Below are 23,600 nucleotides of genomic sequence, written 5' to 3'. Positions count from 1 at the left end.
CACCGGCGCCGGGCCGCCCGGTACCCCTCTTCGCCCTGCCGGGGCCGCGCCGCGCACGGCCGTGTGCACACGGCTGCGCCGCGGGCGGTGTTCCGCACGCGGCGCAGTCCGACTTCCTCCGTGTTCCGTCCTGTTACTTCTTCGAAGGACGCACCACCATCGCCGAGCCGCCGCCGCGGCGCTCCTTCTCGGCTGCCGCGAGCCAGCGTCCGTCCGGCAGCGGCTGCACGGCCGTCGCCGCGCCCAGCTCCGGGATCTTCGTGAACGCGTGGCCCAGCTCCTCGAGTTCGGGCCGCACGTCGCTCCCGTAGAGCTTCGGCTCGATCTCGGTCTTCGCCGCGTTGCGCTGGCTTGCGCGCGGCGCGTTCAGCGCCTTGTCCAGCGGCATGCCGCGGTCCACGTGGTTGATCATGGTCTGGAGCACGGTCGTGATGATGGTCGCGCCGCCCGGTGAACCGAGGGCGAAGGCGGGCTTGCCCTCGTCCAGCACGATCGTCGGCGACATGGACGAGCGCGGCCGCTTGCCCGGTCCGGGCAGGTTCGGGTCGTGGACGTCCGGGTCGACCGGCTCGAACGAGAAGTCCGTCAGCTCGTTGTTGAGGAGGAAGCCCCGGCCGGGCACGGTGATGCCGCTGCCGCCGGTCTGCTCGATCGTCAGGGTGTAGGCGACGACGTTGCCCCACTTGTCGGCCGTCGTCAGGTGCGTGGTGCTCTCCCCCTCGTAGGGGGTGCGGGTGGCCTTGTCGCCGCTGCCGCAGTCGGAGGGGTCACGCGGATCGCCGGGCGCGACGGGGCTCTTGAGCACCTCGTCGTCCTTGATGAGGCAGGCGCGGGAGTCGGCGAAGCGCTGGGAGAGCAGCTCCTTCGTCGGCACGTCCTCGGCCGCCGGGTCGCCGACCCAGCGCCCGCGGTCGGCGAACGCGACGCGGCTCGCCTCGATGTAGCGGTGCAGCAGCTCCTTCTTGCTCAGCTTGCCGAGGTCGCCGCCTTCGAGGATGTTCAGCGCCTCGCCCACCGTCGTACCGCCCGACGAGGAGGGGGCCATGCCGAAGACGTCGAGGCCGCGGTACCCGGTGCGGGACGGGGCCTGCTTCTTGACCTTGTACGCCTTCAGGTCCTCGGCCGTGAGGTCACCGCTGCGGATCTTCTTCTTCACGTCCTGGCCGACCGGCGGCTTCCGGACGGTGTCGACGATGTCCTCGGCGACCGGCCCCTCGTAGAGCGCGTCCGCGCCCTCGCGGCCCATCGTCTTGTAGGTGCGCGCCAGGTCCGGGTTGCGCATCGTCGAACCCACCTCGGGCAGCTTGCCGCCCGGCATGAACAGGTCGACGGTGTCGGGGAAGTTGCGGAAGCGCTCCTCGTTGTCGGCGGTCTGCTGACGGAACGTCTCGTCCACCTCGAATCCCTTGCGGGCGAGCCGCTCCGCGGGCGAGAGGACGTCGCGCATCGACTTCGAGCCCCACTTGTCGAGGGCCTTCTCCCAGGTGGCGGGCGTGCCGGGGGTGCCGACGCTCAGGCCGCTGGTGACGACCTCGTCGAACGGCAGCGCCTCGCCGTCCTCCTGGAAGAGCTTCTCGTCCGCGCTCGCGGGGGCGGTCTCGCGGCCGTCGAGCGTGCGCACCTTGCCGCTCGCCGCGTCGTAGGACACGAAGTAGCCGCCTCCGCCGACGCCCGCCGAGTACGGCTCGGTGACGCCGAGCGCCGCAGCGGTGGCGACGGCCGCGTCCACCGCGTTGCCGCCCTTCTTGAGCACCTTGATCCCGGCCGCCGAGGCGTCGGGGTCCACGCTGGAGACGGCGCCGCCGTGGCCGACGGCCACCGGCTCCTTCTTCGGTTGCGCCGAGCCGTCCGTCGTCCCGGCTCCGGCGGGCGCGAGAACGGCACCTACTGTGCCGATGGCCGCCGTCGCGGTGATCAGGGCGAGCAGTCTGGCGGAACGGCGGTTGGTCATGCGCCGCATGGACACCTCCTGACGGGATTGGTCAGCGAAGACTAGCTGCCGGACGTGTGCACGTCAGCATCGGTACGGGCTTCGCTCCGGCGCTCCCCTCCCCGCGACCCCGGGACGTACCCGTACGACCGCATCGGTCGCGGATGTACGCTGCCGCCCCATGACGGACAACCTCCGGGAGATCGTGCTCGGTGTGCTGGCGGCGGGCGTCACGGCCGCTCTGGGCTGGTTCGCCCGTACCTACCTGTGGCGGCGCAGGCTCCGCCGCACGCAGCGCTTCTTCGGCCTCCCGCACCACTCCGAGTGCAAGCTCGTGGTCAACCGCGACCCGGCGACGAGCGAGTGGGCCGTCGCGCGCAACGACGTCTTCGCCCTCCTGGAGCTCTCCGCCCTGATCAAGGACTGCGGTGCGCGGGCGGACGTCGTACCGCACGACGCCGCGCAGCAGGGCTTCGGAGAGCGCACCGAGTTCTGCATAGGTGGCCCCACCTCGAACCGGCGGACGGCCGCCCACCTCCAGTCGCTACTGCCGGGCGTGGACATCAACCAGGACGCGGAACGCGGTCCGGACCAGGCGGCCTTCACGGTGGGCGGCGAGCGTCACCTGATGGAGCGCGGCACCCGCGAGCACGTACTGCTCGCTCGGCTCACCGCCGGGCAGGACGCGGAGACGCGTCCCGTCTTCCTCTTCTGCGGCCAGCGTTCGATAACCAACCAGGCGGCTGCCCGCTACCTCGCCCGGCACCACACACGGCTGATGCGCAAGTACGGGACGCGGGGGGACTTCTGCCTGCTGCTGCGGGTGGTCAACTCCCAGGCGTACGGCCCGGACGTCGTCGAACTCGTCGCCGACGTCACCCGCGCCGCCACCAGCTCGCCGGCCACGTCCGCCTGAGACTCAGACTCACCGCTCGGAGAACTCCGCGTAGAGCTGCGACAGCTCCGGCGTGCCCGTCTCCGCCCACGCGGTGCCCTCCTCCAGGACGTCCAGGCGGCGCCCCGAGGGCAGTTGCACGACCGGCTCGCCGCCCGAGCCGAACCACCAGGCCGCGCCCGGCACCGTGCGGACGATGACGGTGCCCAGGTAGAGACCGGCGTCGCTGCCGAGCCACGGCGACACCTCCGGGTCCTCCCGCCAGCGGGGCAGCATCTGGTCCAGCTCGGCCAACGACTCCGCGGAATCGTCGAGTTGCACTCCTTCGCGCCCCGCCAGCCCCCGCAGCAGCTCGCACTCCGAGAGCAGTTGCGCGACGCCCTCGGGGTCGCTGGACGCGGTGTCGGAGACGGGCGTGTCCGATGCCGCACCGTGCCTCTTACGCCAGTTGTCCAGGAAGGGGATGTTCATACGGGTCAGGGTGGCATCCCCTGATGCGGGAGCACCACAGGCACGCTGTGCACGTGCAGGGGTACGGAAAAAACGCCGTGTGTCCGACTGGACACCTTGACGACGCTTTGCCGCCTCTCTACCTTCACCGGGCCTGGGTCGAATCAAGGCGCGACGAAAGGGTGTTGAAGCCGGAAGCCACTGGGACGTGCCGTCGGGGTCGCCGCGGGTCCGCGGAGATCCGCACGGCAGGGCCCGAGACGCCAGAGAGGACCAGTCGGCGTGCGCAGACGTCTGTGGAGTGTCCCCCTCATGATCCTGACGAGCGTCGCGGGCCTCCCCGCGGTCGCCGTGGCAGAAGACCGCACCACGACCACCGAGCCGCTCCCCCTGGAGCGGCTCTTCGACAACCGGGCCGTCAGCGACGACGCGCACCCGGGTGACGCCGACTTCGACGGAGCGGGCAACTCCCTCTCCGCGCAGGACCTGCGGGCCGCAGGCTGGCAGCCGGGCCGCCGGCTCGACCTCGACTCCGCTTCGCTGCGGTGGCCCCGCACCGCTCCCGGCAGCCCCGACAACGTGCGCGCCGACGGTCAGCACGTACGGGTACGCGGATCGGGCAACGCCGTCTCCCTCCTGGTGGCGGGGACCTCGGCCGACGGGAGGCCGGGCGGCGGCGTGACGGGCAGCGGCACCGTGCACTACTGGGACGGCACCAGCAGCCCGTACACCCTCACCGCTCCGGACTGGCGCGCGGGGCCGCTCGCCGAGAAGGCCGTCGCCCTGCCGCACGTCAACACCCGTGAGGGCGGGCAGCTCGCCGAGAAGGCCCGCCTCTACGCGGTGACCGTGCCAGCCGACCCCGGCCGGCAGATCCGCTCCGTGACGCTCCCCGACGACGCCGGTCCACAGTCGGACCTGCACGTCTTCTCCGCGGCCGTGCGCCGCGAGGAGTCCTCGTGGACGGGAAGCTGGTCGGCGAGCAGCTCCGGCTACGCGGCCGTCGGGCCGTGGCAGGACCAGACGCTGCGACTGGTGGTGCACAGCTCCGCCGGCGGGTCGCGGGCCCGCATCCGGCTGGCCAACACCTTCGCCTCGGCCCCGGTGGAGATCGGAAGCGCCTCGGTGGTCGTGCAGCGAGAGGGCGCCTCGGGACGCGGAAGGCCCGTGCCGCTGCGCTTCGACGGGCGGGACGGCGTCGTGATGCCCGCCGGGGCGGAGGCGGTCAGCGACCCCGTGGGCTTCCGCGTGCCGCCCGGCGCCAACCTGCTCGTGAGCATCCACCTGCCCGGCCCCGTCGCCGCCGCGCCCGTGCACAGCGAGGCGATCCAGCGCTCGTACGTCAGCGGCGCGGGCAGCGGCGACCGTACGGGAGACGAGGAAGGCGCCGCGTTCACGGGGTCGTTGGAGGCGTGGCCGTTCCTGACGGGGGTGGACGTGCGGATGGGGTCTCCCCGCGCCGAAGGCGTAGGGGAAGGCCCCGGCTCCGTCGTCACCTTCGGCGACTCCATCACCGACGGTGTGCGCTCCACGCAGGACGCCAACAGGCGGTGGCCGGACGTCCTCTCGCAGCGGTTGCGCGCCCAGGACGACGTGCCCCGCTACGGCGTCCTCAACCAGGGCATCTCCGCCAACCGCGTCCTCTCCGACCGCTACCCGGGCGACGGTGTCAGCGACGACACCGGTGGTGTCAGCGCCCTGCACCGGCTGGAGCGCGACGTGCTGGCCCAGACGAACGCGCACACGGTGGTGGTCCTCGAAGGCATCAACGACGTGCGGTGGGGTGCCTCCGCGGAGGACGTCGTCGCCGGGCTCAAGACGTTCGCGCAGCGGGCACGCGAGCGCGGACTGCGCGTCGTCGGCGCAACGCTGACGCCGTGTGAGGGCTACAAGGACTGCTCACCGGAGGTCGAGGCCAGACGCACCGCCGTCAACGAGTTCGTCCGCCACAACGGGGGCGTGTACGACGCCGTGCTGGACTTCGACGCCGTGGTGCGGGATCCGGCGCGGCCGCAGCGGATGCTGCCCGCGTACGACAGCGGCGACCATCTGCACCCGGGGGACGCCGGGTTGAAGGCGATGGCCGACTCGGTGGAGCTGAGGAAGCTGGTGCCGTAACGGGCTCGGGGGCGGTGGCGAACGCCCCGGCCCGGCAGCCGCGGAAGGACGGCGGGCGGTCCTGCACCTGCCCGCCGCCCTTTCCTGGGCCGCGGGTACAGCCCGGGGGCGACCGGATGCGCTGGACGGAACTGCCGGGACGGCATCCGCCGCGTGTCCGCGTGCACGGGCTGGGCGCCGCCGCGCCCGCCTGCTTCGCGGAGGTCGTGTCCCACCCGCGGCGCCGCGGACACCGCGGAGCGGGGCGGCGCACAGGCACCGCCCCGCTCGTCACACGGTTGTCAGAAGGTGAACGGACCCGGGTCCTGCGGGGACGTCGCCTCGCAGTTCACCGTGATCGTCCCGAAGATGACCAGCTTCACCGACTTCGCCTCCATCACGTCGCCGGCGGCCACCGTGCCGTCCAGGGGACCGGAGTTGACGTCGTCGCCGGCCGACATCGCCGGGTTGGAGTTGCCCTTGAAGGTCGCGGTGTCGCTGCCGTTCTTCGTGAGGGTCAGCTCCGTCTCGACGGAGCCGGCCCCCACGTCGATCGGGGCCTTCACCGCGGACGAGGAGAGCGTGATCGTCGCGGCCGTGCCGTCCTGTGTCGCGGTGAGCGTGGCATCGCCGGAGCCGGCGCTGCCGCAGTCGGCCGTGACCGTGGCCGTGGTCGGGTCGACCGCCAGCGCGCCGGGCGCGAACGCCAGCGCGCATGCCGTCAGTGCTGCCGTGCCCAGTGCCGTTCCTAGAACTTTCCTGCTGCGTCCCATGGGATCGCCTTCCAGCTCGTGGGGGAAAAGCCTGACCACCGCATCGGTGCGCCACGTCTGGCGCGCGTGAGCGTGTGGGGGGTGCGGTGCGTGCTTGTGGCGACCAGGAACGCGCACGATCCGCGGCAGGCGGCATCCCTGGGCTTCACGGTGACAGCTCGTCAATTCACGCGTTGCTATTGATACGCGTGACGCGGGAGAGCGCAAGAGCGCCTGTGGCACATTTCAAGCCATTGAGGCACACGTCCCCCTGCTGGGGAACCGGCCACCGGCGCCGCCCGCACGGCGGGCGGCCGCTCCGGCGGAGGGCGTACGGGCAGGCCGCGGGGTCAGAGTTCCAGGTCGACCACGACGGGCGCGTGGTCGGAGGCGCCCTTCCCCTTGCGCTCCTCACGGTCCACGTAGGCGTCCTTCACTGCCGCCGCGAACGGCTCGTTGCCGTAGACCAGGTCGATGCGCATGCCCCTGTTCTTGGGGAAGCACAGCTGCCGGTAGTCCCAGTACGTGAAGGGGTGGTCGTACTTCAGCGGCCTGGGCACCACGTCGCTGAGGCCGGTGTCGCGCAGGGCCTTCAGCGCGGCGCGTTCCGGCTCCGTCACATGCGTCGAGCCCTCGAAAGCCGCGCGGTCGTAGACGTCCTCGTCGGCCGGCGCGATGTTGTAGTCGCCCAGTATCGCGTAGGGCAGGGACCCCGGGGCCTCCTTCAGCGCGGTACGGCGCAGGGCCTCCAGCCACTCCAGCTTGTAGGCGTAGTGCGGGTGCCCGACCTCGCGGCCGTTGGGCACGTAGACCGACCACACCCGCACGCCGCCGCAGGTCGCCGCGGCGGCACGGGACTCGTCCCCGCCGTCGAAGAGCGGCCCCTCGGGCAGGCCGAGGACCGTGTCGCTCAGGCCCACCCGGGAGAGCACCGCGACGCCGTTCCACCTGCCGTCCCCGTTGACGAGGGCCTCGTACCCCAGCGCCGAGATCTCCTCGGAGGGGAACGCCTCGGCGGAGCACTTCAGCTCCTGCAGGCACACCACGTCGGGGCGGGCGGACTCCAGCCAGGCCAGCAGCCTCGGCAGCCGGGCGCTGACGGAATTGACGTTCCAGGTGGCGATACGCATACGTGTGAATCTACCGCGCGACACCGACACTCTCGCCGGGGGTGAGCCGGCTGTGGGTGACGCCGCCCAGGTCCCCGATGAGCCGGTCGTACACGGGGCGGGCCCGGTCGGCGAGGAGCCCGTCGTGGACGTCGAAGGCCCTGCGCGGAGCGACCTCGCGCACGTAGTCGATGACTTCGGAGACCTTGCTCCACGGAGCGTGGACCGGCAGCAGCAGGGTGTCGACGGAGCGGCCCGGCACGGTCAGGGCGTCCCCGGGGTGGAAGAGCGAACCGTCCACGAGGTAGCCGGAGTTGGCGATGCGCGGGATGTCGGGGTGGATGACGGCGTGGAGCTGGCCGTGCACCTCGACCTCGAAGCCGGCCGCGTCGAACGCGTCCCCCTCGCCGACGGTGTGCACCCTGCCGGGGAAGGCCGTGGAGATCCGGTCCGCGACGCCGCGGAGCGTCCAGATGCGGGCCGCCGGATTGGCCTCCATGGCGGCCCGGAGCCGCCCCTCGTCGAAGTGGTCGGGGTGTTCGTGGGTGACGAGCAGTGCGTCGGCCCCGACCGCGGCGTCGTCCTCGCTGAAGCCGCCGGGGTCGATCACGAGGGCGCGCCCGTCCTTCTCGAGCCGTACGCAGGAGTGGCCCTTCTTGATCAGCTTCATGGGGCCATTGTGCCCGGGAGCCCCGTTCCGGCGCTCCGGCCGGGGGCCGGGCCGTGCGCGGACGTCAGTCCTCCGGGGTGGTCTCCTCGCGGATGATCCCCTGGGCGACGGCGAAGGCCGAGTTCGCGGCGGGAACACCGGCGTACACGGCGGTCTGGAGGAGGACCTCCTTGATCTCCTCCGGTGTCAGGCCGTTGCGCAGTGCGGCACGGACGTGGAACGCCAGCTCGTCGAAGTGGCCCCGCGCGACGAGCGCCGTCAGCGTGACGACGGAACGGGTGCGGCGGTCCAGGCCCGGCCGGGTCCACACCTCGCCCCAGGCATAGCGGGTCGCGAAGTCCTGGAAGTCCTGCGTGAACGCGTCCGCGTTCTCCGTCGCGCGGTCGACGTGGGCGTCGCCGAGCACCTCGCGGCGCACCTTCATTCCCGCGTCGTACGGGTCGTTGCGGCCCGCGATCTGCGCGGCCGACTCCAGCTCCGCGATCGCCCCGACGGGACGTGCCGGAGTGGGGGTGATGACGGGGGCGGGCGCGGGCGGGCCGGCGGGCGACTCCTGCCAGCTGGTCGTGAAGTGCCTGATGAGCAGCTCCGTGACGGCCCCGGGCTGCTCGACGGGCGTCAGGTGGGAGGCGCCGGGCACTATCGCGAGGCGCGCGTCCGGAATGCCGGCCACCAGCGCGCGGGCGTCGGCGGGCGGCGTCGCCTGGTCCTCCGCTCCCGCCATCACCAGCGTCGGGACGCCGATGCGTCCCAGGTCCTGGCGGACGTCGAAGGCGGCGAGCACCTCGCAGGCCGCTATGTAGCAGCCGGGGTCGGTGGTGCGGACCATCTGCACGGCCCACTCGACGATCGCCGGCTGCGCGGCGACGAAGCCGGGCGTGAACCAGCGGTCGGGAGTGGAGCGCGCGATCGGATCGAGCCCGTTCGTGCGGACGACGACGCCGCGCTGCCGCCAGGCGTCCGCGGTACCGAAGCGCGGCGAGGCGGAGACGAGGGCGAGGGAGGAGACCCGGTCCCGCGCCTGGAGGCCGAGCTGGATGCCGACGGCGCCGCCAATCGAGCAGCCGACGTAGCCGAAGCGGTTGACGCCGAGCGAGTCCAGAGTGGCGAGAAGGCGCTCCGCCAGGACCTTCGCGGAGTCGGCCGAGCGTGCGGGGGCGCCGCCGTGGCCGGGCAGGTCGAACCGCAGGACGCGCCAGTTGCGGGAGAGTTCGGGGATCTGGCGGTCCCACATGTGCCAGGTCGTGCCGAGGGCGGGCCCCAGCACGAGCACTGGCGCGTCGTCGGGGCCGTCGAGGCGGTGCTGCAACATAAGGGCGTTCTGCTCTTCGCTCACGTGTTCACGCTACCCAGGGGATCCCGGAGCCCGGCCCGGGGGTCGTCGCTCTGCACATCAGAACTTCACGGTGGACACGACATACACACGGGGCCGGCTCTCGTGCGTGCGGTCCACGGTGATCGACACCGTGGGACGGCCCTGCTTCTGCCGGTATGTCGTGCCCGCCCAGTCGCGGTCCTCCCGGTTGAAGTCCCAGCCGACGTGGTCCGCGTGCTTCTCGCCGATCGTGACCTCGCCCTTCTTCAGGGCGGCGCGGTCCGTTCCCACGTCCTCGAGGAAGTCGTCCAGCCGCTTCTGCGACGTGCGGAACTGCACGTACAGGGAGCTGGTCTTCCACGAGTTGTCCTCGTAGAAGGCGTGGTGGCTGGACTGCGCGGGCAGCGGCACGTCATAGACGTTGCGCTGGACCTTGCTCGGCCAGCCGTAGGTGAGGTTGGTGGCCGCGGCCTTGCGCTGCTTGTCCTCGCCGCTGTCGCGGCTCTGGAAGGCGGACCTGACCAGATAGCCGCCGGGGACGGCGATGAGCAGCACGACGATGAGGAGCGTCAGCAGCCGGTGCCGTGGGCGGTGCGGCGGCCGCTGTGCGGGGCGTACGTTCGCGGGCGTGGTGTCCATGGGGGAACCGGCCTGGGAGTCGTCGTTCGTCGTGGATGCAGTGGACGCGGTGGATGCATTGGACGCGGTGGATGCGGTGGACGTGGTGGTCACTGGCCCACCGCCCGGCGCAGGTTGTCCGCGGCGCGTTCGTAGCGCTCGTACCTCTCCAGGCGGCGCCTGTTGGCGCGGCGGAAGCGGCGTGCGACGAGGCGCGCCAGGTCGGCGGCGCCGACCATACCTGCCTCGGGGCCGAGCTGCGCCTTGGCGATGGTGGCCTCCGGCCGGTAGCCGCGGCCGGTGAGGTGGCGGCGGAAGGCGTCCCGCGCGGGGTCGATGAGGAGCTCGTCGGCGGCGCTGACGCCTCCGCCGATGACGAAGCCGCCCGGGTCGAGCGCGGCGGCCAGGTTGGCGATGCCCACGCCCAGCCAGTGGCCGATGTCCTGCAGCAGCTCCGTGCACATGGCGTCGCCGTCGCGGGCCAGCTCGGTGATCAGCGGGCCGGTGATGTCGGCGATCTGGCCGGCGACGCGGTCGATGATGCCGTACGCGACGGGCGACTCGGCCGCGGCGAGCTCCCGGGCCTCCCTCACCAGGGCGTTCCCGGAGCTGTACTGCTCCCAGCAGCCGCGGTTGCCGCAGGGGCAGCGGTGGCCGCCCGGCACCACCTGCATGTGGCCGAACTCGCCGGCCACGCCGTACTTGCCGCGCTTGACCCCGCCGTCCTCCAGGATGGCGCCCCCGATGCCCGTGCCGAGCGTGATCATCACGAGGTGGTCCTCGCCGCGGCCGGCGCCGAAGCGCCACTCGCCCCACGCGGCGGTGTTGGCGTCGTTGTCCACCATGACCGGCACCGCGAGACGGGCGGTGAGGGCGTCCTTGAGGGGCTCGTCCCGCCATGCGAGGTGCGGGGCGAACAGGACGCGGGAGCGGTCGGCGTCGACCCAGCCGGCGGCGCCGATGCCCACGGCGTGCACGTCGTGCCGGTCGGAGAGGTCGAGCACGAGCTCGGCGATGGTGTCCTCGACGACCTTGGGGCTCTTGGACTTCTCCGGAGTCTCGGTGCGCACCTGCTCCAGGATGTTGCCGTCGGCGTCGACGACGCCCGCCATCACCTTCGTCCCGCCGATGTCGATACCGACGGTGGGCACCCGGGGGGCGGAGAGGTGAGAGCGCCGTTCCCGGGTGCTGACGGTCCGCAGCACGCTGGCACTGGGTGCGGTGCGCCTGTAGACACGGTCCCGGTCCGCCCGTTCTCGGTACATGCTCACGGCGCGGCCTTTCGTGTTCGCACGGTGCTGACTGCTCGGTCACGGGTGGACGCTCCCCCGCCCACGTGGCCGATTCTGCCTTACCGCGAGGCCCCGCCGCACAGTCGCACCGTGCGGCACCGCGCGAGCGGGCCGAAGCCCGCGCGGTGCCGCACGCCCTCACTCCAGGTGCTGCGGTACGGGGGCGCGCTCCAGCTCGTGGGAGAGCTGCTCCAGCTCGCTGCCGCCGGACATCTGGCGCGTCAGCTCGTCCAGGGCAAGCTCCTCCTTGCGGTGGCTGCCCGCCATGGCGCCCCGCTTGAGCAGCACGAAACGGTCCCCGACGAGGTACGCGTGGTGCGGGTTGTGCGTGATGAGGACGACACCGAGGCCCGCGTCACGTGCGGCCGCGACGTACTTCAGTACGACACCCGACTGCTTGACGCCGAGCGCGGCCGTCGGCTCGTCCAGCACCAGCACCTTCGCGCCGAAGTACACGGCGCGGGCGATGGCGACGCACTGCCGCTCACCGCCGGAGAGGGTGCCGATGGGCTGGTCGACGTCCCGCAGGTCGATGCCCATGCGCAGCAGCTCGCTGTGCGTGGTGCGGCGCATACGGTCCACGTCGAGCCGGGAGAAGGGGCCGCGGCCCTTGACCGGTTCGGAGCCGAGGAAGAAGTTGCGCCACACGGGCATCAGCGGGACGACGGCGAGGTCCTGGTAGACGGTCGCGATACCGCGGTCCAGGGCTTCGCGGGGGGAGCCGAGCCGGGTCTCCTCGCCGTTGATGCGGAAGCTGCCGGAGTCGTGCTGGTGCAGCCCGGCGATGATCTTGATGAGGGTGGACTTGCCCGCGCCGTTGTCGCCGAGCACGCAGGTGATGCGGCCGGCGTGCACCGGGAGGGAGACGCCCTCCAGGGCGCGGATGTTGCCGTAGAGCTTGCTGACGTCCGACAGCTCGACCAGGGGGGCGCCCTCCGCCGCGGCGTCCTCCACGGCCCCGCCGGCCTGCTCCGCCGTGTCCTTGCCTGTGGTCTTCTCCGCGGTCATCGGTTGGCCTCCGCCCGCTTGCGTATGTACGCGTTCAGCAGGGTCGCGATCAAGAGCATCGCCCCCAGGAAGAACTTGAACCAGTCGGGCTCCCACTGGGCGTAGACGATGCCCTTGCTCGTCATGCCGAAGATGAGCGCGCCGACCGCCGCACCGACCGCCGAGCCGTAGCCGCCGGTGAGGAGGCAGCCGCCGATGACGGCGGCGGCGATGTAGATCAGCTCGTTGCCGACGCCCTCGCCGGACTGGACGACGTCGTAGTTGAACAGCAGATGCTGACCCGAGATCCACGCGCCCAGCGCGACTCCGAGGTAGAGGCAGATCTTCGTACGGGCGACGGGAACGCCGACCGCCCGCGCGGTGTCCTGCCCGCCGCCCACGGCGAAGATCCAGTTGCCGGCGCGGGTGCGCAGCAGGATCCAGGTGGCGACGGCCACCAGGGCGAGCCACCACACGACGGTGATCTGGATCTGGACGGAGCCCACCGACAGCTCCGAGGCGAAGAGCGCCTGGGCGGAGGTGAAGCCCTCCATGTCGCCGATGCCCTTGGTGGAGACGGTGCCGCTGATGAGCTTCGTCAGGCCCAGGTTGAGCCCGGTGAGCATCAGGAACGTGCCGAGCGTGATGATGAAGCTCGGCAGCTTCGTCCGCACCAGCAGGTAGCCGTTGAAGAAGCCGATGCCGAGCGTGAGCAGCAGCGACACCCCGACGCCGACCCACACGTTGGCCGTCATCTGGTAGCTGAACATCGACGAGATCAGGGACGAGGACGTGACCATCACGCCCGTCGACAGGTCGAACTCGCCGCCGATCATCAGCAGCGCCACCGGCACCGCCATGATCCCGATGGTGGAGGAGGCGTAGAGGACCGTGGAGAGGCTGGAGGCCCGCAGGAAGCTCTCGGCGGCGAAGGAGAAGAAGACGAAGACGGCCACGGCGCCCACCACGGCGCCGAGTTCGGGCCGTCCCAGCAGCCGGCTCAGCAGTGAGCGGTGCACCAGGCGTTCGTCGGTCCTGTCCTTCTCCTGTTCTTCGGACCGCGCCGTCCCGGCGGGCTCCGGTGTGGGTGTCGGAGTGGGTGTAGCCGTCATCGCGTTCCCCGCTTCGTGTACTTCTGCAAGGTCGGTGCGTCCTTCTTGGTGAGGATCTGCGGGCCGGTCAGCACGGGCTTGCCGCCGCCCAGCATGTCGGCGTTGTAGCGGTGCAGCCACAGCAGGTCGACGGCCTCGTAGCCCTGGAGGTAGGGCTGCTGGTCCACGGCGAAGCCGAGAGAGCCGTCCTCGAGGCCAGTGACCACCTGGTCGTTGAGGTCGAAGGTGTCGATCTCCGCCTTGCTGCCCGCCCCCTCGGCGGCCTTCACGGCGGTCGGCGCGAAGGGCGCGCCCAGCGTGACGACGGAGTCGATCCCGCGGTCGGACTGGAGTTCGGCCTCCAGCGACGACTCGACCGAGGGCATGTTCGTCCCGTCGACGTGCAGGTTGCGCACCTTGCCGTCGAAGGTCTCGCGGACGCCGCGGCAGCGCTCTTCGTGGCCGACGTTGCCCTGCTCGTGCAGAACGCAGACAGCCTTCTTGCGGCCGCGGTCGTTCAGCTCCCTGCCGACGGCCTCGCCGGCCAGCACCTCGTCCTGCCCGATGTGGGCGAGCGCGCCGAGCTTGCGGGACTCGTCCTGGCCGGAGTTGACGGTGACGACGGGAATCCCGGCCTTGTCCGCCTTCTTCAGCACGCCCTTCATCGCGTCGGGCTTGGCGAGGGAGACGATCAGCCCGTCGACCTTCTTGTCGACGGCCGACTGCACGAGCTGCGCCTGCCGCCCCGCTTCCTTGTCGTGGGAGTAGAGGAACTCGATGTTGTCCTTGCGGGCCGCGTCCTCAGCTCCGCTCTGCACGATGTCCCAGAAGGTGTCGCCCTCCCCGGAGTGGCTCACCATCGCGATCTTCCAGCGGGGCGTACCGACGGCGGCCTCGCCTCCGACGGCGGCGTTGCGCTCCTCCTCGGCCCGCTTGCCGCCGGTGCTGCTGCACCCCGCGAGCGGGATCGCCGCCGCGAGGAGCCCCGCCACGGCGGCTCGCCCGGCGCGCGCTCCTGTGCGGTTACCGCGGAACCTCTCCAGCCTGGACACGTGCTGCTGACCTCTCGGTACGGGTGGCGCTGTTCTTCCGGGTCGCCGCGGCGGCAGCCGGCACCGGCGCGGATCCCCGCGCCAGTATCGGCACTCCCCCCGCGGCGTCCTGTCACCGGGTGCCGCGCTCGGTGTACTTCTCCAGCCTCGGCACGTCCTTCTCCGTGACGATCTGCGGACCGGTCAGCACGGGCTTGCCGCCGCCCAGCTCGTTGGCGTTGTACGCGTGCAGCCACAGGGCGTCGACGGCCTCGTAGCCCTGGAGGTAGGGCTGCTGGTCCACCGCGAAGCCGAAGCTCTTGTCCTTCAGGCCCTTCACGACCTGCGCGTTGAGGTCGAAGGTGTCGATCTCCGCGTCGCTGCCGGCCTTCTCCTTCGCCTTCGCGGACGTCGCCGCGAACGGGGCGCCGAGGGTGAGGACGGTGTCGATGTCCGAGTCGGACTGCAGCTTGGCCTCGACGGAGGACTGCACGTCCGGCATGTTCGTGCCGTCGACGTTGAGCGTCGACATGTCCCCGTCGAAGGTCTTCTTCGCGCCCGCGCAGCGGTCCTCGAGGGAGACGTTGCCCTGCTCGTGGATGACGCACAGGGCCTTCTTGCGGTCCCGCTTGTTCAGCTCGTCACCGACGGCCTCACCGGCGATCGACTCGTCCTGCCCGATGTGCGAGAGCGCGCCCATCTCCTTGGAGAACTCGCCGCCGGAGTTGATGGTGATGACCGGGATGCCGGCCTTGGCGGCCTTCTTCAGCACGCCCTTCATCGCGTCGGGCTTGGCGAGCGTGACGATCAGCCCGTCGACCTTCTTGTCGACGGCCGACTGCACGAGCTGCGCCTGCCGCCCCGCCTCGTCGTCGTGCGAATAGTCGAACTGGACGTTGTCCTTGCGGGCCGCGTCCTTCGCTCCGCTCTGCACGATGTCCCAGAAGGTGTCGCCCTCCCCGGAGTGGCTCACCATCGCGACAGTCATCCGGGGGGTGTTGACGCCTTTGCCGCCGCCGGCCCCGTCCGCCTTCTCCTCGGAGCCCTTGCCGCCGGAACTGCTGCAGCCGGCGGCCAGGAGCGCCGCGCTCGTCAGGGCTATCGCCACCGTTGTTGCTCTACGTGCTCTACGCCGAAGGACCATGAGCGGAGTTCTAGCCGTGGTCGGAGCGGGGCGTCAATACTTTGTCCGAACATTCTCCACGACAGTTTGTCCGAACAAACCGTGCGAGGGTCGCGGCGGAACACGGGACGGGGCCCGGCGCGGAACCTGGCGCGGGCCCGGCGCGGAACCTGGCGCGGACCTGACGCGGTCGATGCGCAGGTGAGGGCGCAGGTAAGGCACCTGTGAGCCGCAGGCGAGGGCGCGGCGCGGTTCAGGCCGGACGGAGGCGGACGCGGACCCGGGCTGCTCCGGTCACGCCGACCGGTCACGACCGCTCGGTCACGACGGCTCGGTCACGACCGGACGAGGAGCTGGAACTCGAAGGCGTAGCGCGAGGCCCGGTAGAGGTGCGCGGCGTACTCCACGGGACGCCCGGTGTCGTCGAACGTGGTGCGTTCCATGGTCAGCAGCGGTGCACCGGCCTCCTCCCCCAGCAGCTTCGCCTCCTCGGCGGTGGCGACGCGCGCCCCCACCGACTGCCGCGCGCTGTGCAGGGTGATACCGGCGCCGCGCATGAGCCGGTAGAGCCCCGTGGACTCCAGCTCCGCGCGGGTGTCCCCGGGAAGCAGGTCGCTGGGGAGGTGGTTGCGCAGGTAGGCCATGGGCTCGCCATGGGTCAGCCGCAGCCGCTCCACCCGGCACACGTCGCCGCCTTCGGGGACGGCCAGCGCGGCGGCGACCTCGGGGCCGGCCGCCTCCGTCCCGTAGTGCAGCACCTGCGTCGCCGGCCGCTGCCCGGCGGCCTCCAGGTCGTCGTAGAGACTGCTCAGCTCCAGTGGGCGGCGCACCTGGCTGTGCACGACCTGGGTGCCGATGCCGCGCCTCCGCACGAGCAGGCCCTTGTCGACGAGCGACTGGATCGCCTGACGCACCGTGGGCCGGGACAGTCCGAGCCGCCCCGCCAGCTCGATCTCGTTGCCGAGGAGGCTTCCGGGGGAGAGCCGGCCGCGTTCGATGGCGGCTTCCAGTTGCTGGGCGAGCTGGAAGTACAGAGGGACCGGGCTGCCGCGGTCGACGCTGAACTCGAGGTCGACGGGATCATTCTTGGCCACGGGTGGAGCGTAGTGCGCGGGGCGGCCCACCGGAAGGCGTAAGTCTGGTTGTCCGGACAAAGCGCACAGCTACTTCATGGCTCCCCTGTGCGGTGCCGCAATTGTCAGGACAAAGTGTTGACAGCACTTGAGCGCACCGGCCAACGTGTCCCCATGCGCATCGGACTCATCGGCACCGGCCGTATCGGCACCTTCCACGCCCGCACCCTCACCGCGGCCCCCGGAGTGACGGAGGTACTCCTCACCGACGCGGACGCCGCCCGCGCCGCCGAGGTGGCGGCCGGACTCGGCGCGACGTCCGTGCCGTCCCCCACCGAGCTCCTGCTGACCCACGGCATCGACGCCGTCGTCATCGCCTCCGCGACGGCCTCGCACGCGGGGCTCATCCGCGAGGCCGCGGAGCACGGCCTGCCCGTCTTCTGCGAGAAGCCCATCGCCCTCGACCTGCCCGGCACCATGGAGGCGCTGCGCACCGTCGAGGAGGCGGGCAGCCTCCTGCAGATCGGCTTCATGCGCCGCTTCGACGCCGGCTACGCCGCCGCGCGCGAGGCAGTGCGCTCGGGCAGCCTCGGGCGGCTGCACACGGTGCGCGCCATGACCTCCGACCCGGCCCCGCCCCCGGCCGCCTACCTGCCGCTCTCCGGTGGCCTGTACCGGGACTGCCTGGTCCACGACTTCGACGTGCTGCGGTGGGTCACGGGGCGCGAGGTCGTCTCCGTGTACGCGGCGGGCTCCGACGCCGGTCCCGCGATGTTCCGCGAAGCCGACGACGTCGACACCGCCGCCGCCGTCCTCACCCTGGACGACGGGACGCTGTGCACGGCGACCGCGACCCGCGTCAACGGGGCGGGCTACGACGTGCGCATGGAACTCGCGGGCGAGAAGGACCAGGTGGCCGTCGGGCTCGACGCCCGCACGCCCCTCACCTCCCTGGAGCCGGCGGCGGACACCTCCCGGGGCACGCCCTGGCCGGGCTTCCTGGAGCGTTTCGCACCCGCCTACGAGGCCGAACTGACCGCTTTCGTACAGGCGGTGCGGGGCGAGGCGCCCAACCCCTGCGACGGTTACGAGGCGCTGGCGGCGCTGCGTATCGCGGAAGCGTGCGAGCGCTCGCGGCGCGAGGGACGTCCCGTGGCGATGACGGATTTCGGCAGCTGACGCACACGGCGCCCGACGGGCCGCACCGCGCGGGGAGTCCGGCGGCGCATGGAGAGTACGGCCCTGAAGGGCCGCCGCCCGGGCCGCCGGTCCGGTGAGCGGACCGGCGCACCGCGGGCGACGGTCCCTCAGGGGCGGACGTACGGACGGGTCATGATCTCCATGTTGTGACCGTCCGGATCGTCGAAGTACGCGCCCCGGCCCCCGAACAGGCGGTTGATGGCGCCGGGTTCGGTGTGGCCGGGGTCGGCGTAGTAGGTGGTACGGGACGCCTCCAGGCGGGCGATCATCGAGTCGAACTGCTCGTCGGGCACGAGGAACGCGTAGTGCTGCGGCTGGACCGGCTCGTCCCTCTTCTCGTAGTAGTCGAGGGTCACGCCGTTACCGAGGTCCACGGGCAGGAACGGCCCGAACGGGGCACCGACCTCCAGTCCGAGGACACCGGCGATGAATTCGGCGGACAGGCGCCGGTCCCGGGCGTAGACGGCCGTGTGGTCGAGCTGGACCGCGGTCGTGGCCGGGCCGGGTCCGTGGGGCGGTTGCTGCTGATCGTCAGGCATGCGTGTGTCTCCAGGTCTTGGGATCCGATGGAACGGCACCCCCGCTGGGGTCTTCCAGCGGGGTGCGGGAGGCAAGACGCGGAGGACCGGCGGGCCTCTGGCCCGCCTCGCGCTCACGGCGAGACCGGGAACCCCACTCGTGCTCGGCGCATGGCCGACCCGGCAGTCACCCGGTCAACGTAGCCCGCCTCGCGGGCCGGGACAACGCGATTCCCGGCGCGACGGCGCCCGTGCGCGGAGGGTTCTGCTCACGCGGACCGGCGGCCCCGCCGGCCGCCCGCCCGCGCGAGCAGATGGAGGATCCTCGCCGTGTGCGGGTAGGGGTGGCGGCCGGTCAGCGCCAGCTCCAGGGCCTCCAGCGCGGCGTAGAAGTCCGGTTCGTGCTTCCGGGCGTCGTCGACGATGTGGTCCTGGACGGTGCGGATCCCGCAGTGCTCGATGTCCTCGCAGCCCAACTCGGCCAGCAGCGGCGTCAGTTCCTCTGCCGTGTAGAGGGTCAGTTCGGCGTCGAAGGTGTGACCCGGTGCCGTGCGCCCGCCGAGCGCGGCGAGGGCCGCCGCCGGGTCGAGCCGGCGTACGGCCAGACCCAGCGGCACGGAGTGGCGGTTGATCGCCATGACGGAAACGACACCGCCGGCGCGTACGAGGCCCGTCGCCGTGCGCAGTGCGGGCAGCGGATCGTCCTGGTACTGCAGGAGGTTGTGGCACAGGACGGCGTCGTACCGGTCGGCGGTCACCGCCGCCGGGAGGTCGAAGACGTCCGCTTCGACGGTGACCAGCCGCTCCTCCAGCCCGGCTTCGCGCGCACGCTCGCGAGCCGCGGCGAGCATGCCGGGCGAGAAGTCCGCGACGGTCACCCGGTGGCCGAGCGCCGCGAGGCGCAGGGCGTCGCCGCCGTCGGCGCCGGCCAGGTCGAGCACCGTGAGCGGGCCGTCACCCAGCGGCGCGAGCCACCGGCGGAGGTTGGACTCCGCGACGCTGTAACGGAGCCGGCCCCAGGGGCTCCGCTGCCACTCCCGCCAGGAGTCGAGGGCTTCGTCGAACATGGTCCTCACCTTCCGGTCCGCAGGTGACCCACCGGCCGGGCGGCCGGGGGCCCGACGTGCGCCTCACGCAGGCGCGGCCCCGGGGAGCCGCCCGTCAGCGACGAGGCCCGCGGGGACCGCCCCGCCCATCGTCTGCGCGGCTGACTGCTGACTGCTGACTGCTGACTGCTGACTGCTGACGCGAGCGGACTGCACGGCGTCGGGGGCGCTCCGCGGCGAGTCGGCGGCGCCGGTGGAGTCGCCACTCCGAAGGCGCGGGACTCAACTCTCGAGATCCCGTCGGCTGCCGAGAGAGTTCCGCTGCATGGCGTGGACGCGCCCCCATGAGCTTCTGTGCCGCGGGGTGACCGACAACCAGACTTCGGCGACATCCCCCAACTCCTCCCGGCGCTCCCCGGTCTCCCAGAGCGGATACCAGACGTACTCCCAGCCTCGTCTCGTGACCTCGGTACGCAGATACCACATACCCAGATCCCACAGTTCTTCGAGGCCGTCGCCGTCCTCCCACAGCTTGAACCAGACGTGTTTCCAGCTGTCCGCCTGAGGCATGGCCCTCAGCCAGTCCACCGCCGACCGGCGGAGCTCGCCCCGGTCGGACCCGTGCCGCCAGGCGCTGCTCCAGAGGTATCCCCAGTGGGAATCATCCGGTTCCAGGCCGGCGAGTCGCCTCATGGCCAGCTCATGCAGCTGGTCGTCCTTCGCCCCTTCCGTTCTCAGCTCGTGGAAGACGTCCTTCCACTGCTTCATGAGAGGCGCCGCGGTGAGCCACCGCAGCGCCAGGTCCGACAGCTCGCCCCGGACCTGTGGCGTGTGGCTCCCGACCCAGAGCGCTCTCCAGACCTCCGCCCACTTCAGATACCTGGACAGGCCGGCGGAGTCGGGGACGTCACGCAGACAGGAGAGGCCGACGGTCCGCATCTTCTCCCGGTCGTATCCCTCACGCCAGAGCCTCATCCACCCGGAGGCCCAGCCGGCCCGTCCCGATTCGACGAGCGCCAGTGGCTCCACCCCCATCGCACGGATCTCGCGGGACGAGCCGCCGCACAGGAAGATGAGAGAGCAGAAGTGTTCCCGTACGGCCTGCTCCGGGACCTTCTTCACCCAATTCAGGACGGCTTTCTGCGTCGAGGGGTTCTGGTTCCACAGCGCGTCCCAGATCTGACGCCGGTAATACCCGTCGAGATGGCCGGAGATCCACTGGAGGGCGAGAACCGCGAGCAGGTCGGTATCGATGGCGACCTGCTGGTCACCACCGGTGCCGGTTTCCCAGAGGGGTTTCCAGACGAATGTCCACCCGGGGTCGTCGATTCGCGGCTCCAGCCAAGCGAGACCCTGGACGGTCAGCTCTCTTCTGTGCTTCCCGGCCCGCCAGAGATACTCCCAGACATGCGACCAGGAGCCGTGCTCCGGATGCTCGGCGAGCCAGGAAAGAGCGAGGGAGGTGAGCCAATGAGCATGGTGGCCGGCCTCCCAGAGGGGTTCCCACACGATCGGCCAGCCGGAGTGGTCGAACTGCTCCTCCAGCCAGATGAGTCCCTGGAGGACGAGATCCCGGTCGCCGGCGTCGGCATCGAACGCATCGGTGAAGACGAAGGTCCATGACGGGTGGCTCATCGAGGTGGTCCGCAGCCACTCGACGCCCAGAGCGATCTCTCCGTGCTGGCGGACCAGTAGCTGGATCACATGGCCCTGGTCGCCCATACCGACCTTGAGCCAGCTCTTGGCCCAGCGCGCCACCTCGACGTTCGACGGCAGCATCTTCAGAAGCGGTTCGAGGACGAAGTTCGCCGGTGGTCTGCGGTGGTAGGAGGCCGACCACTGCACTGCTAGCCGCACGACCTCGTCACGGACGCCGCCCCCGTTGCCGGATGTGAGCAACTCGTTGAGCAGGTACACCGCCTCGCTGCGTTTCGCGTACGTTCGCAGCCACGACATCACCTGCGGGAGATGGGCGTCGGGATGGCGTCGGTGCAGCTCGATCGCCACGTCGCCCCAGTGCAGCGAGCAGGGCGCGCGGGGAAGCAGCGACCCGGCGACGGTCGCCAACCGCCCGCTCGCGGTCGGTCGTTGCAGTGCGCGTTCGAGCAACTCACCGACAGCGTTCGCGGGAGTGGCCATGTCGCCCTGACGGCTTTCGGTCCAGCTCTCGACCCAGCTCTCCACGATCGTGTCCAGCCGGGGATCTTCGAGCCGACTCAACGCGTCCAGTGCCACCGGCACCCACTCCCGCCAGTGGGTGGCGGTTTCCAGGAGCCGGATGACGGCGTCGCCGACCCCCGCCCGCATCGACGCGTGCTGGAGCAGCTTGTGGCAGGTAAGTCGCAGACCCGTGGCTGTGGTCGGGGCGTCGTCGAGGAACTCGATCGCGGTCTCCACCGGGTGGGGGGACCATGTGCGGTCAGGCCGAAGGCTGGAGAACTCGATCCAGACCGGAAGGTCGGAGAGCCGCATCGGTACGTCGCCGTCGGCAATGCGGGCGTAGGTCTTCTCTAGCAGCTCCGAGAGATCGCCCGAATCGACTCGGGCGCTCAACTCGCCCGTTCTGTCCTTGACTACCCGGGAGAGCGCCCACAACGGCGACATCCGTGACGAGGTGTCCACGCCGTACTCGTCGCAGTCCGCGATCACTTGGCGTAAATGATCGATCCGCTGACGGCGACTGCTGTGTGCGGGGAACCACGTCTCATAGATGATGTTGGACAGATGCGGGTGTGCGACCCAGATGTCCTGCCGTGCTCCGATACCGCGGGACTCCAGGTGCTCCTCCTTCTGGAGGGTCTCGAGCGCGTCCCGCTGGGCCGGGTTGAGGAGCTCCTCGAAAGCACTGACCGGGTAGCCGGTGTACAGCCGGTTGAGGGTCAGGAGACGCGTGACCGCGTCGACGATCCGCCCCGACGGATCCATGACGTTGAGACGTTCTCTGAAGCGCAGCGCGAAGGACGACAGCGACTGGCCGTGGAACCACTCGAAGAAGAGCTGAACCAGCAGGAGGTTGCCTTCGTCGACCGGGGGCGGAGTGTCACCTGTGCGCTGTGTGAACCAGCTGCGGAGTTGCTCGTAGTCGGCCCGGGACTCGTTGTCGACGATGCTCTGGGTGAGCGCGACGTCATCCGGGAAGTCGTCCTCCAGCCGGGCGGCCTGTTCCGTGGGGCCGCAGCAGACGATCAACGGAACCCGGTCGCCCTCGCCCTCCTGCCGCAGATCCTCGATCCTGTCCAGGGCCTCCCGCCAGTGCGCCGTGGCTTCTGCGGAGGATCCCACCAGGTAGGGATCGTCGATCGCGATGACCCAGACCCGGTCGGATTCCTGTGCGGTCTCGGCGGCCTGCCGGGCCCATTCGATCGAACCGGCCATGCTCTGCGGGTTGTTGGCCAGCCAGAGGATCCGGGCGACGCCGTCGGCGTGCAACCGCGAGAGGAGCTGGAGGAGCAGGACGCTCTTCCCCACTCCGGACCTGCCACCGATCCAGAACACCGGCAGCCTGACGGTCTTGTCGGCGAACGCCGGCCGGGAGTCGATCCAGTCGAGGAAGTCCCGCTCCGCCTTTTCGAGCGCCTTGGGCCGCTCGGCGAAGAACCCCTGCCGGAGGTGGTGGAGCATCGGCTGCTGCCCGGTCAGGAAGTCCCCTTGGCTGACAGTGCTCGGCGGCACGTGCTCGTCGCGCCAGAGCAGGATTCCGTCACCCCGGAAGTTCCTCTCGGCGTGCAGGGTGACGAGATCGTTCCAGATGGCCCTGGCGGCGAGGGAGAACCCCTCGTCGCTCTCGCTGGCCTCGACCAGGCTCGCCAGCCACTGATGCGCCCGACCGACCGGGTCCGCGGCCTTCAGCTCCTGGTGGAGCAGCGCGAAGAGCTCTCCACCCGCATCGGCGACCGTGGACACACTGACCCGGCTGATGAAGTCCTCGACGTCTTCCCCCGCCTTGGCGCACCACGTGTCGAAAACCCCCTGGACGTCCGCGACTTCGGACTTCGCCGCCTGGATCTCGAAACGCAGGTGCGGTTGCAGTGCAGGGAAGGACGACGCGAGTTCGTGGATGGCACGGAGTTCGCGCAGGGCATCCCTCACGGTCTTCGGAGTGAGCCGTCGCTTCACCTGGATCACCACGACGGCGTTGTCCTCGACGGAGAGGATGTCGGAGAGACACTCCGCGATCACCGGCGCCGTCGTACGGCCCTTGTCCGCGATGAAACGCCGAACTGTGCGAAGCAGGGTGGACAGGAACTGATAGTGGAAACCCGCCACCGAGTAGCGGCCGCCTGCGGCGTGCTGGGGCATCCGCCGCCGCCACTCCATCTCCAACCGGTCCAGGTCTTTGACGGACACAGCACTCCTTCGCCGGCGGTCGTCGAGGCGAGCGTAGGGCGCCATGGTAGAGCCCG

Annotated in this window: 19 protein-coding genes and 1 pseudogene; 4 read left to right on the top strand and 16 right to left on the bottom strand. The window is 70.9% G+C overall.

Annotation, left to right across the window (positions count from 1 at the left end; all coding sequences use genetic code 11):
- Positions 1–133: 133 nt before the first annotated feature.
- On the bottom strand, positions 134–1,951 hold the full coding sequence (ggt, locus tag H181DRAFT_RS19425) for a gamma-glutamyltransferase (RefSeq protein ID WP_107068806.1): 1,818 nt from the start codon (positions 1,949–1,951) through the stop codon (positions 134–136).
- 160 nt (positions 1,952–2,111) lie between these two features.
- Between ggt and H181DRAFT_RS19420 the strand changes: the two genes are divergently transcribed.
- Positions 2,112–2,846, top strand: coding sequence for a hypothetical protein (locus tag H181DRAFT_RS19420; protein WP_045865809.1), 735 nt, complete (start codon positions 2,112–2,114; stop codon positions 2,844–2,846).
- A 9-nt stretch (positions 2,847–2,855) separates the two neighbouring features.
- Here H181DRAFT_RS19420 and H181DRAFT_RS19415 read toward each other — a convergent pair whose 3' ends face one another.
- Positions 2,856–3,296, bottom strand: a complete 441-nt coding sequence (locus H181DRAFT_RS19415) for a DUF6278 family protein (protein ID WP_045865808.1) — start codon at positions 3,294–3,296, stop codon at positions 2,856–2,858.
- A gap of 291 nt (positions 3,297–3,587) precedes the next feature.
- On the opposite strand from H181DRAFT_RS19415, the gene H181DRAFT_RS19410 reads away from it, so the two are divergent.
- Together H181DRAFT_RS19410 and H181DRAFT_RS29990 are read left to right on the top strand one after the other, a co-directional pair.
- Complete coding sequence (locus H181DRAFT_RS19410) at positions 3,588–5,393, top strand: SGNH/GDSL hydrolase family protein (protein ID WP_045865807.1); 1,806 nt, start codon at positions 3,588–3,590, stop codon at positions 5,391–5,393.
- 116 nt (positions 5,394–5,509) lie between these two features.
- Positions 5,510–5,611 (top strand): annotated as a pseudogene (locus H181DRAFT_RS29990) (alpha/beta hydrolase); the annotation flags it as partial.
- Positions 5,612–5,674: 63 nt separating this feature from the next.
- On the opposite strand, the gene H181DRAFT_RS19405 reads toward H181DRAFT_RS29990, so the two are convergent.
- The 11 genes from H181DRAFT_RS19405 to H181DRAFT_RS19355 all read right to left on the bottom strand — a co-directional run bounded on the left by H181DRAFT_RS19405 (position 5,675) and on the right by H181DRAFT_RS19355 (position 16,454).
- Positions 5,675–6,145, bottom strand: coding sequence for a hypothetical protein (locus H181DRAFT_RS19405; RefSeq protein ID WP_045865806.1), 471 nt, complete (start codon positions 6,143–6,145; stop codon positions 5,675–5,677).
- Positions 6,146–6,474: 329 nt separating this feature from the next.
- A complete protein-coding gene (locus H181DRAFT_RS19400) occupies positions 6,475–7,254 on the bottom strand; it encodes an exodeoxyribonuclease III (RefSeq protein ID WP_045865805.1) in 780 nt (259 codons plus the stop codon).
- A gap of 10 nt (positions 7,255–7,264) precedes the next feature.
- Positions 7,265–7,903, bottom strand: a complete 639-nt coding sequence (locus H181DRAFT_RS19395; RefSeq protein WP_045865804.1) for an MBL fold metallo-hydrolase — start codon at positions 7,901–7,903, stop codon at positions 7,265–7,267.
- Positions 7,904–7,967: 64 nt separating this feature from the next.
- Complete coding sequence (gene pcaC / locus H181DRAFT_RS19390; RefSeq protein WP_045865803.1) at positions 7,968–9,215, bottom strand: bifunctional 3-oxoadipate enol-lactonase/4-carboxymuconolactone decarboxylase PcaDC; 1,248 nt, start codon at positions 9,213–9,215, stop codon at positions 7,968–7,970.
- An 81-nt stretch (positions 9,216–9,296) separates the two neighbouring features.
- Positions 9,297–9,950 (bottom strand): hypothetical protein, encoded by a 654-nt coding sequence (locus H181DRAFT_RS19385; RefSeq protein WP_254666907.1) that lies wholly within the window; start codon positions 9,948–9,950, stop codon positions 9,297–9,299.
- Positions 9,947–11,101 (bottom strand): ROK family glucokinase, encoded by a 1,155-nt coding sequence (locus tag H181DRAFT_RS19380; protein ID WP_045865883.1) that lies wholly within the window; start codon positions 11,099–11,101, stop codon positions 9,947–9,949. The genes H181DRAFT_RS19385 and H181DRAFT_RS19380 overlap by 4 nt, the downstream gene beginning before the upstream one ends.
- Before the next feature lie 165 nt (positions 11,102–11,266).
- Positions 11,267–12,136: an ATP-binding cassette domain-containing protein gene (locus H181DRAFT_RS19375; RefSeq protein ID WP_078895841.1), complete on the bottom strand. Its 870-nt coding sequence runs from the start codon at positions 12,134–12,136 to the stop codon at positions 11,267–11,269.
- Positions 12,133–13,227, bottom strand: coding sequence for an ABC transporter permease (locus H181DRAFT_RS19370; protein ID WP_078895840.1), 1,095 nt, complete (start codon positions 13,225–13,227; stop codon positions 12,133–12,135). The genes H181DRAFT_RS19375 and H181DRAFT_RS19370 overlap by 4 nt, the downstream gene beginning before the upstream one ends.
- The gene (locus tag H181DRAFT_RS19365) at positions 13,224–14,198 is read right to left on the bottom strand and encodes a sugar ABC transporter substrate-binding protein (RefSeq protein WP_107068800.1); all 975 of its coding nucleotides are present in this window, start codon (positions 14,196–14,198) and stop codon (positions 13,224–13,226) included. Before H181DRAFT_RS19365 ends, H181DRAFT_RS19370 begins: the two co-directional genes overlap by 4 nt.
- A gap of 172 nt (positions 14,199–14,370) precedes the next feature.
- Positions 14,371–15,381: a sugar ABC transporter substrate-binding protein gene (locus H181DRAFT_RS19360; protein WP_045865801.1), complete on the bottom strand. Its 1,011-nt coding sequence runs from the start codon at positions 15,379–15,381 to the stop codon at positions 14,371–14,373.
- Between the two features lie 314 nt (positions 15,382–15,695).
- Positions 15,696–16,454: a GntR family transcriptional regulator gene (locus H181DRAFT_RS19355; RefSeq protein WP_045865800.1), complete on the bottom strand. Its 759-nt coding sequence runs from the start codon at positions 16,452–16,454 to the stop codon at positions 15,696–15,698.
- Between the two features lie 153 nt (positions 16,455–16,607).
- Between H181DRAFT_RS19355 and H181DRAFT_RS19350 the strand changes: the two genes are divergently transcribed.
- Positions 16,608–17,612 (top strand): Gfo/Idh/MocA family oxidoreductase, encoded by a 1,005-nt coding sequence (locus H181DRAFT_RS19350; protein ID WP_045865799.1) that lies wholly within the window; start codon positions 16,608–16,610, stop codon positions 17,610–17,612.
- A gap of 128 nt (positions 17,613–17,740) precedes the next feature.
- On the opposite strand, the gene H181DRAFT_RS19345 is transcribed toward H181DRAFT_RS19350, so the two are convergent.
- The 3 genes from H181DRAFT_RS19345 to H181DRAFT_RS19335 all read right to left on the bottom strand — a co-directional run bounded on the left by H181DRAFT_RS19345 (position 17,741) and on the right by H181DRAFT_RS19335 (position 23,544).
- A complete protein-coding gene (locus tag H181DRAFT_RS19345) occupies positions 17,741–18,172 on the bottom strand; it encodes a VOC family protein (RefSeq protein ID WP_045865798.1) in 432 nt (143 codons plus the stop codon).
- A 248-nt stretch (positions 18,173–18,420) separates the two neighbouring features.
- Positions 18,421–19,218 carry a class I SAM-dependent methyltransferase gene (locus tag H181DRAFT_RS19340; RefSeq protein WP_045865797.1) on the bottom strand — a complete coding sequence of 266 codons (798 nt, stop codon included), beginning with the start codon at positions 19,216–19,218 and terminating at the stop codon, positions 18,421–18,423.
- Between the two features lie 261 nt (positions 19,219–19,479).
- Complete coding sequence (locus tag H181DRAFT_RS19335) at positions 19,480–23,544, bottom strand: P-loop NTPase (RefSeq protein ID WP_045865796.1); 4,065 nt, start codon at positions 23,542–23,544, stop codon at positions 19,480–19,482.
- Positions 23,545–23,600: the final 56 nt, after the last annotated feature.

The organism is Streptomyces sp. WMMB 714, assembly GCF_900090125.1.
Classification (GTDB): Bacteria; Actinomycetota; Actinomycetes; order Streptomycetales; family Streptomycetaceae; genus Streptomyces; species Streptomyces daqingensis.
Note: the sequence above shows the minus strand (reverse complement) of the source record. Positions and strands in the feature narration are given on the sequence as shown.

What these genes read in the sequence shown, in the direction of transcription:
- ggt (WP_107068806.1), bottom strand. Translation starts at nt 1,951, where the DNA reads ATGACCAACCGCCGTTCCGCCAGACTGCTCGCCCTGATCACCGCGACG.
- H181DRAFT_RS19420 (WP_045865809.1), top strand. Translation starts at nt 2,112, where the DNA reads ATGACGGACAACCTCCGGGAGATCGTGCTCGGTGTGCTGGCGGCGGGC.
- H181DRAFT_RS19415 (WP_045865808.1), bottom strand. Translation starts at nt 3,296, where the DNA reads ATGAACATCCCCTTCCTGGACAACTGGCGTAAGAGGCACGGTGCGGCA.
- H181DRAFT_RS19410 (WP_045865807.1), top strand. Translation starts at nt 3,588, where the DNA reads ATGATCCTGACGAGCGTCGCGGGCCTCCCCGCGGTCGCCGTGGCAGAA.
- H181DRAFT_RS19405 (WP_045865806.1), bottom strand. Translation starts at nt 6,145, where the DNA reads ATGGGACGCAGCAGGAAAGTTCTAGGAACGGCACTGGGCACGGCAGCA.
- H181DRAFT_RS19400 (WP_045865805.1), bottom strand. Translation starts at nt 7,254, where the DNA reads ATGCGTATCGCCACCTGGAACGTCAATTCCGTCAGCGCCCGGCTGCCG.
- H181DRAFT_RS19395 (WP_045865804.1), bottom strand. Translation starts at nt 7,903, where the DNA reads ATGAAGCTGATCAAGAAGGGCCACTCCTGCGTACGGCTCGAGAAGGAC.
- pcaC (WP_045865803.1), bottom strand. Translation starts at nt 9,215, where the DNA reads ATGTTGCAGCACCGCCTCGACGGCCCCGACGACGCGCCAGTGCTCGTG.
- H181DRAFT_RS19380 (WP_045865883.1), bottom strand. Translation starts at nt 11,101, where the DNA reads ATGTACCGAGAACGGGCGGACCGGGACCGTGTCTACAGGCGCACCGCA.
- H181DRAFT_RS19375 (WP_078895841.1), bottom strand. Translation starts at nt 12,136, where the DNA reads ATGACCGCGGAGAAGACCACAGGCAAGGACACGGCGGAGCAGGCCGGC.
- H181DRAFT_RS19370 (WP_078895840.1), bottom strand. Translation starts at nt 13,227, where the DNA reads ATGACGGCTACACCCACTCCGACACCCACACCGGAGCCCGCCGGGACG.
- H181DRAFT_RS19360 (WP_045865801.1), bottom strand. Translation starts at nt 15,381, where the DNA reads ATGGTCCTTCGGCGTAGAGCACGTAGAGCAACAACGGTGGCGATAGCC.
- H181DRAFT_RS19350 (WP_045865799.1), top strand. Translation starts at nt 16,608, where the DNA reads ATGCGCATCGGACTCATCGGCACCGGCCGTATCGGCACCTTCCACGCC.
- H181DRAFT_RS19345 (WP_045865798.1), bottom strand. Translation starts at nt 18,172, where the DNA reads ATGCCTGACGATCAGCAGCAACCGCCCCACGGACCCGGCCCGGCCACG.
- H181DRAFT_RS19340 (WP_045865797.1), bottom strand. Translation starts at nt 19,218, where the DNA reads ATGTTCGACGAAGCCCTCGACTCCTGGCGGGAGTGGCAGCGGAGCCCC.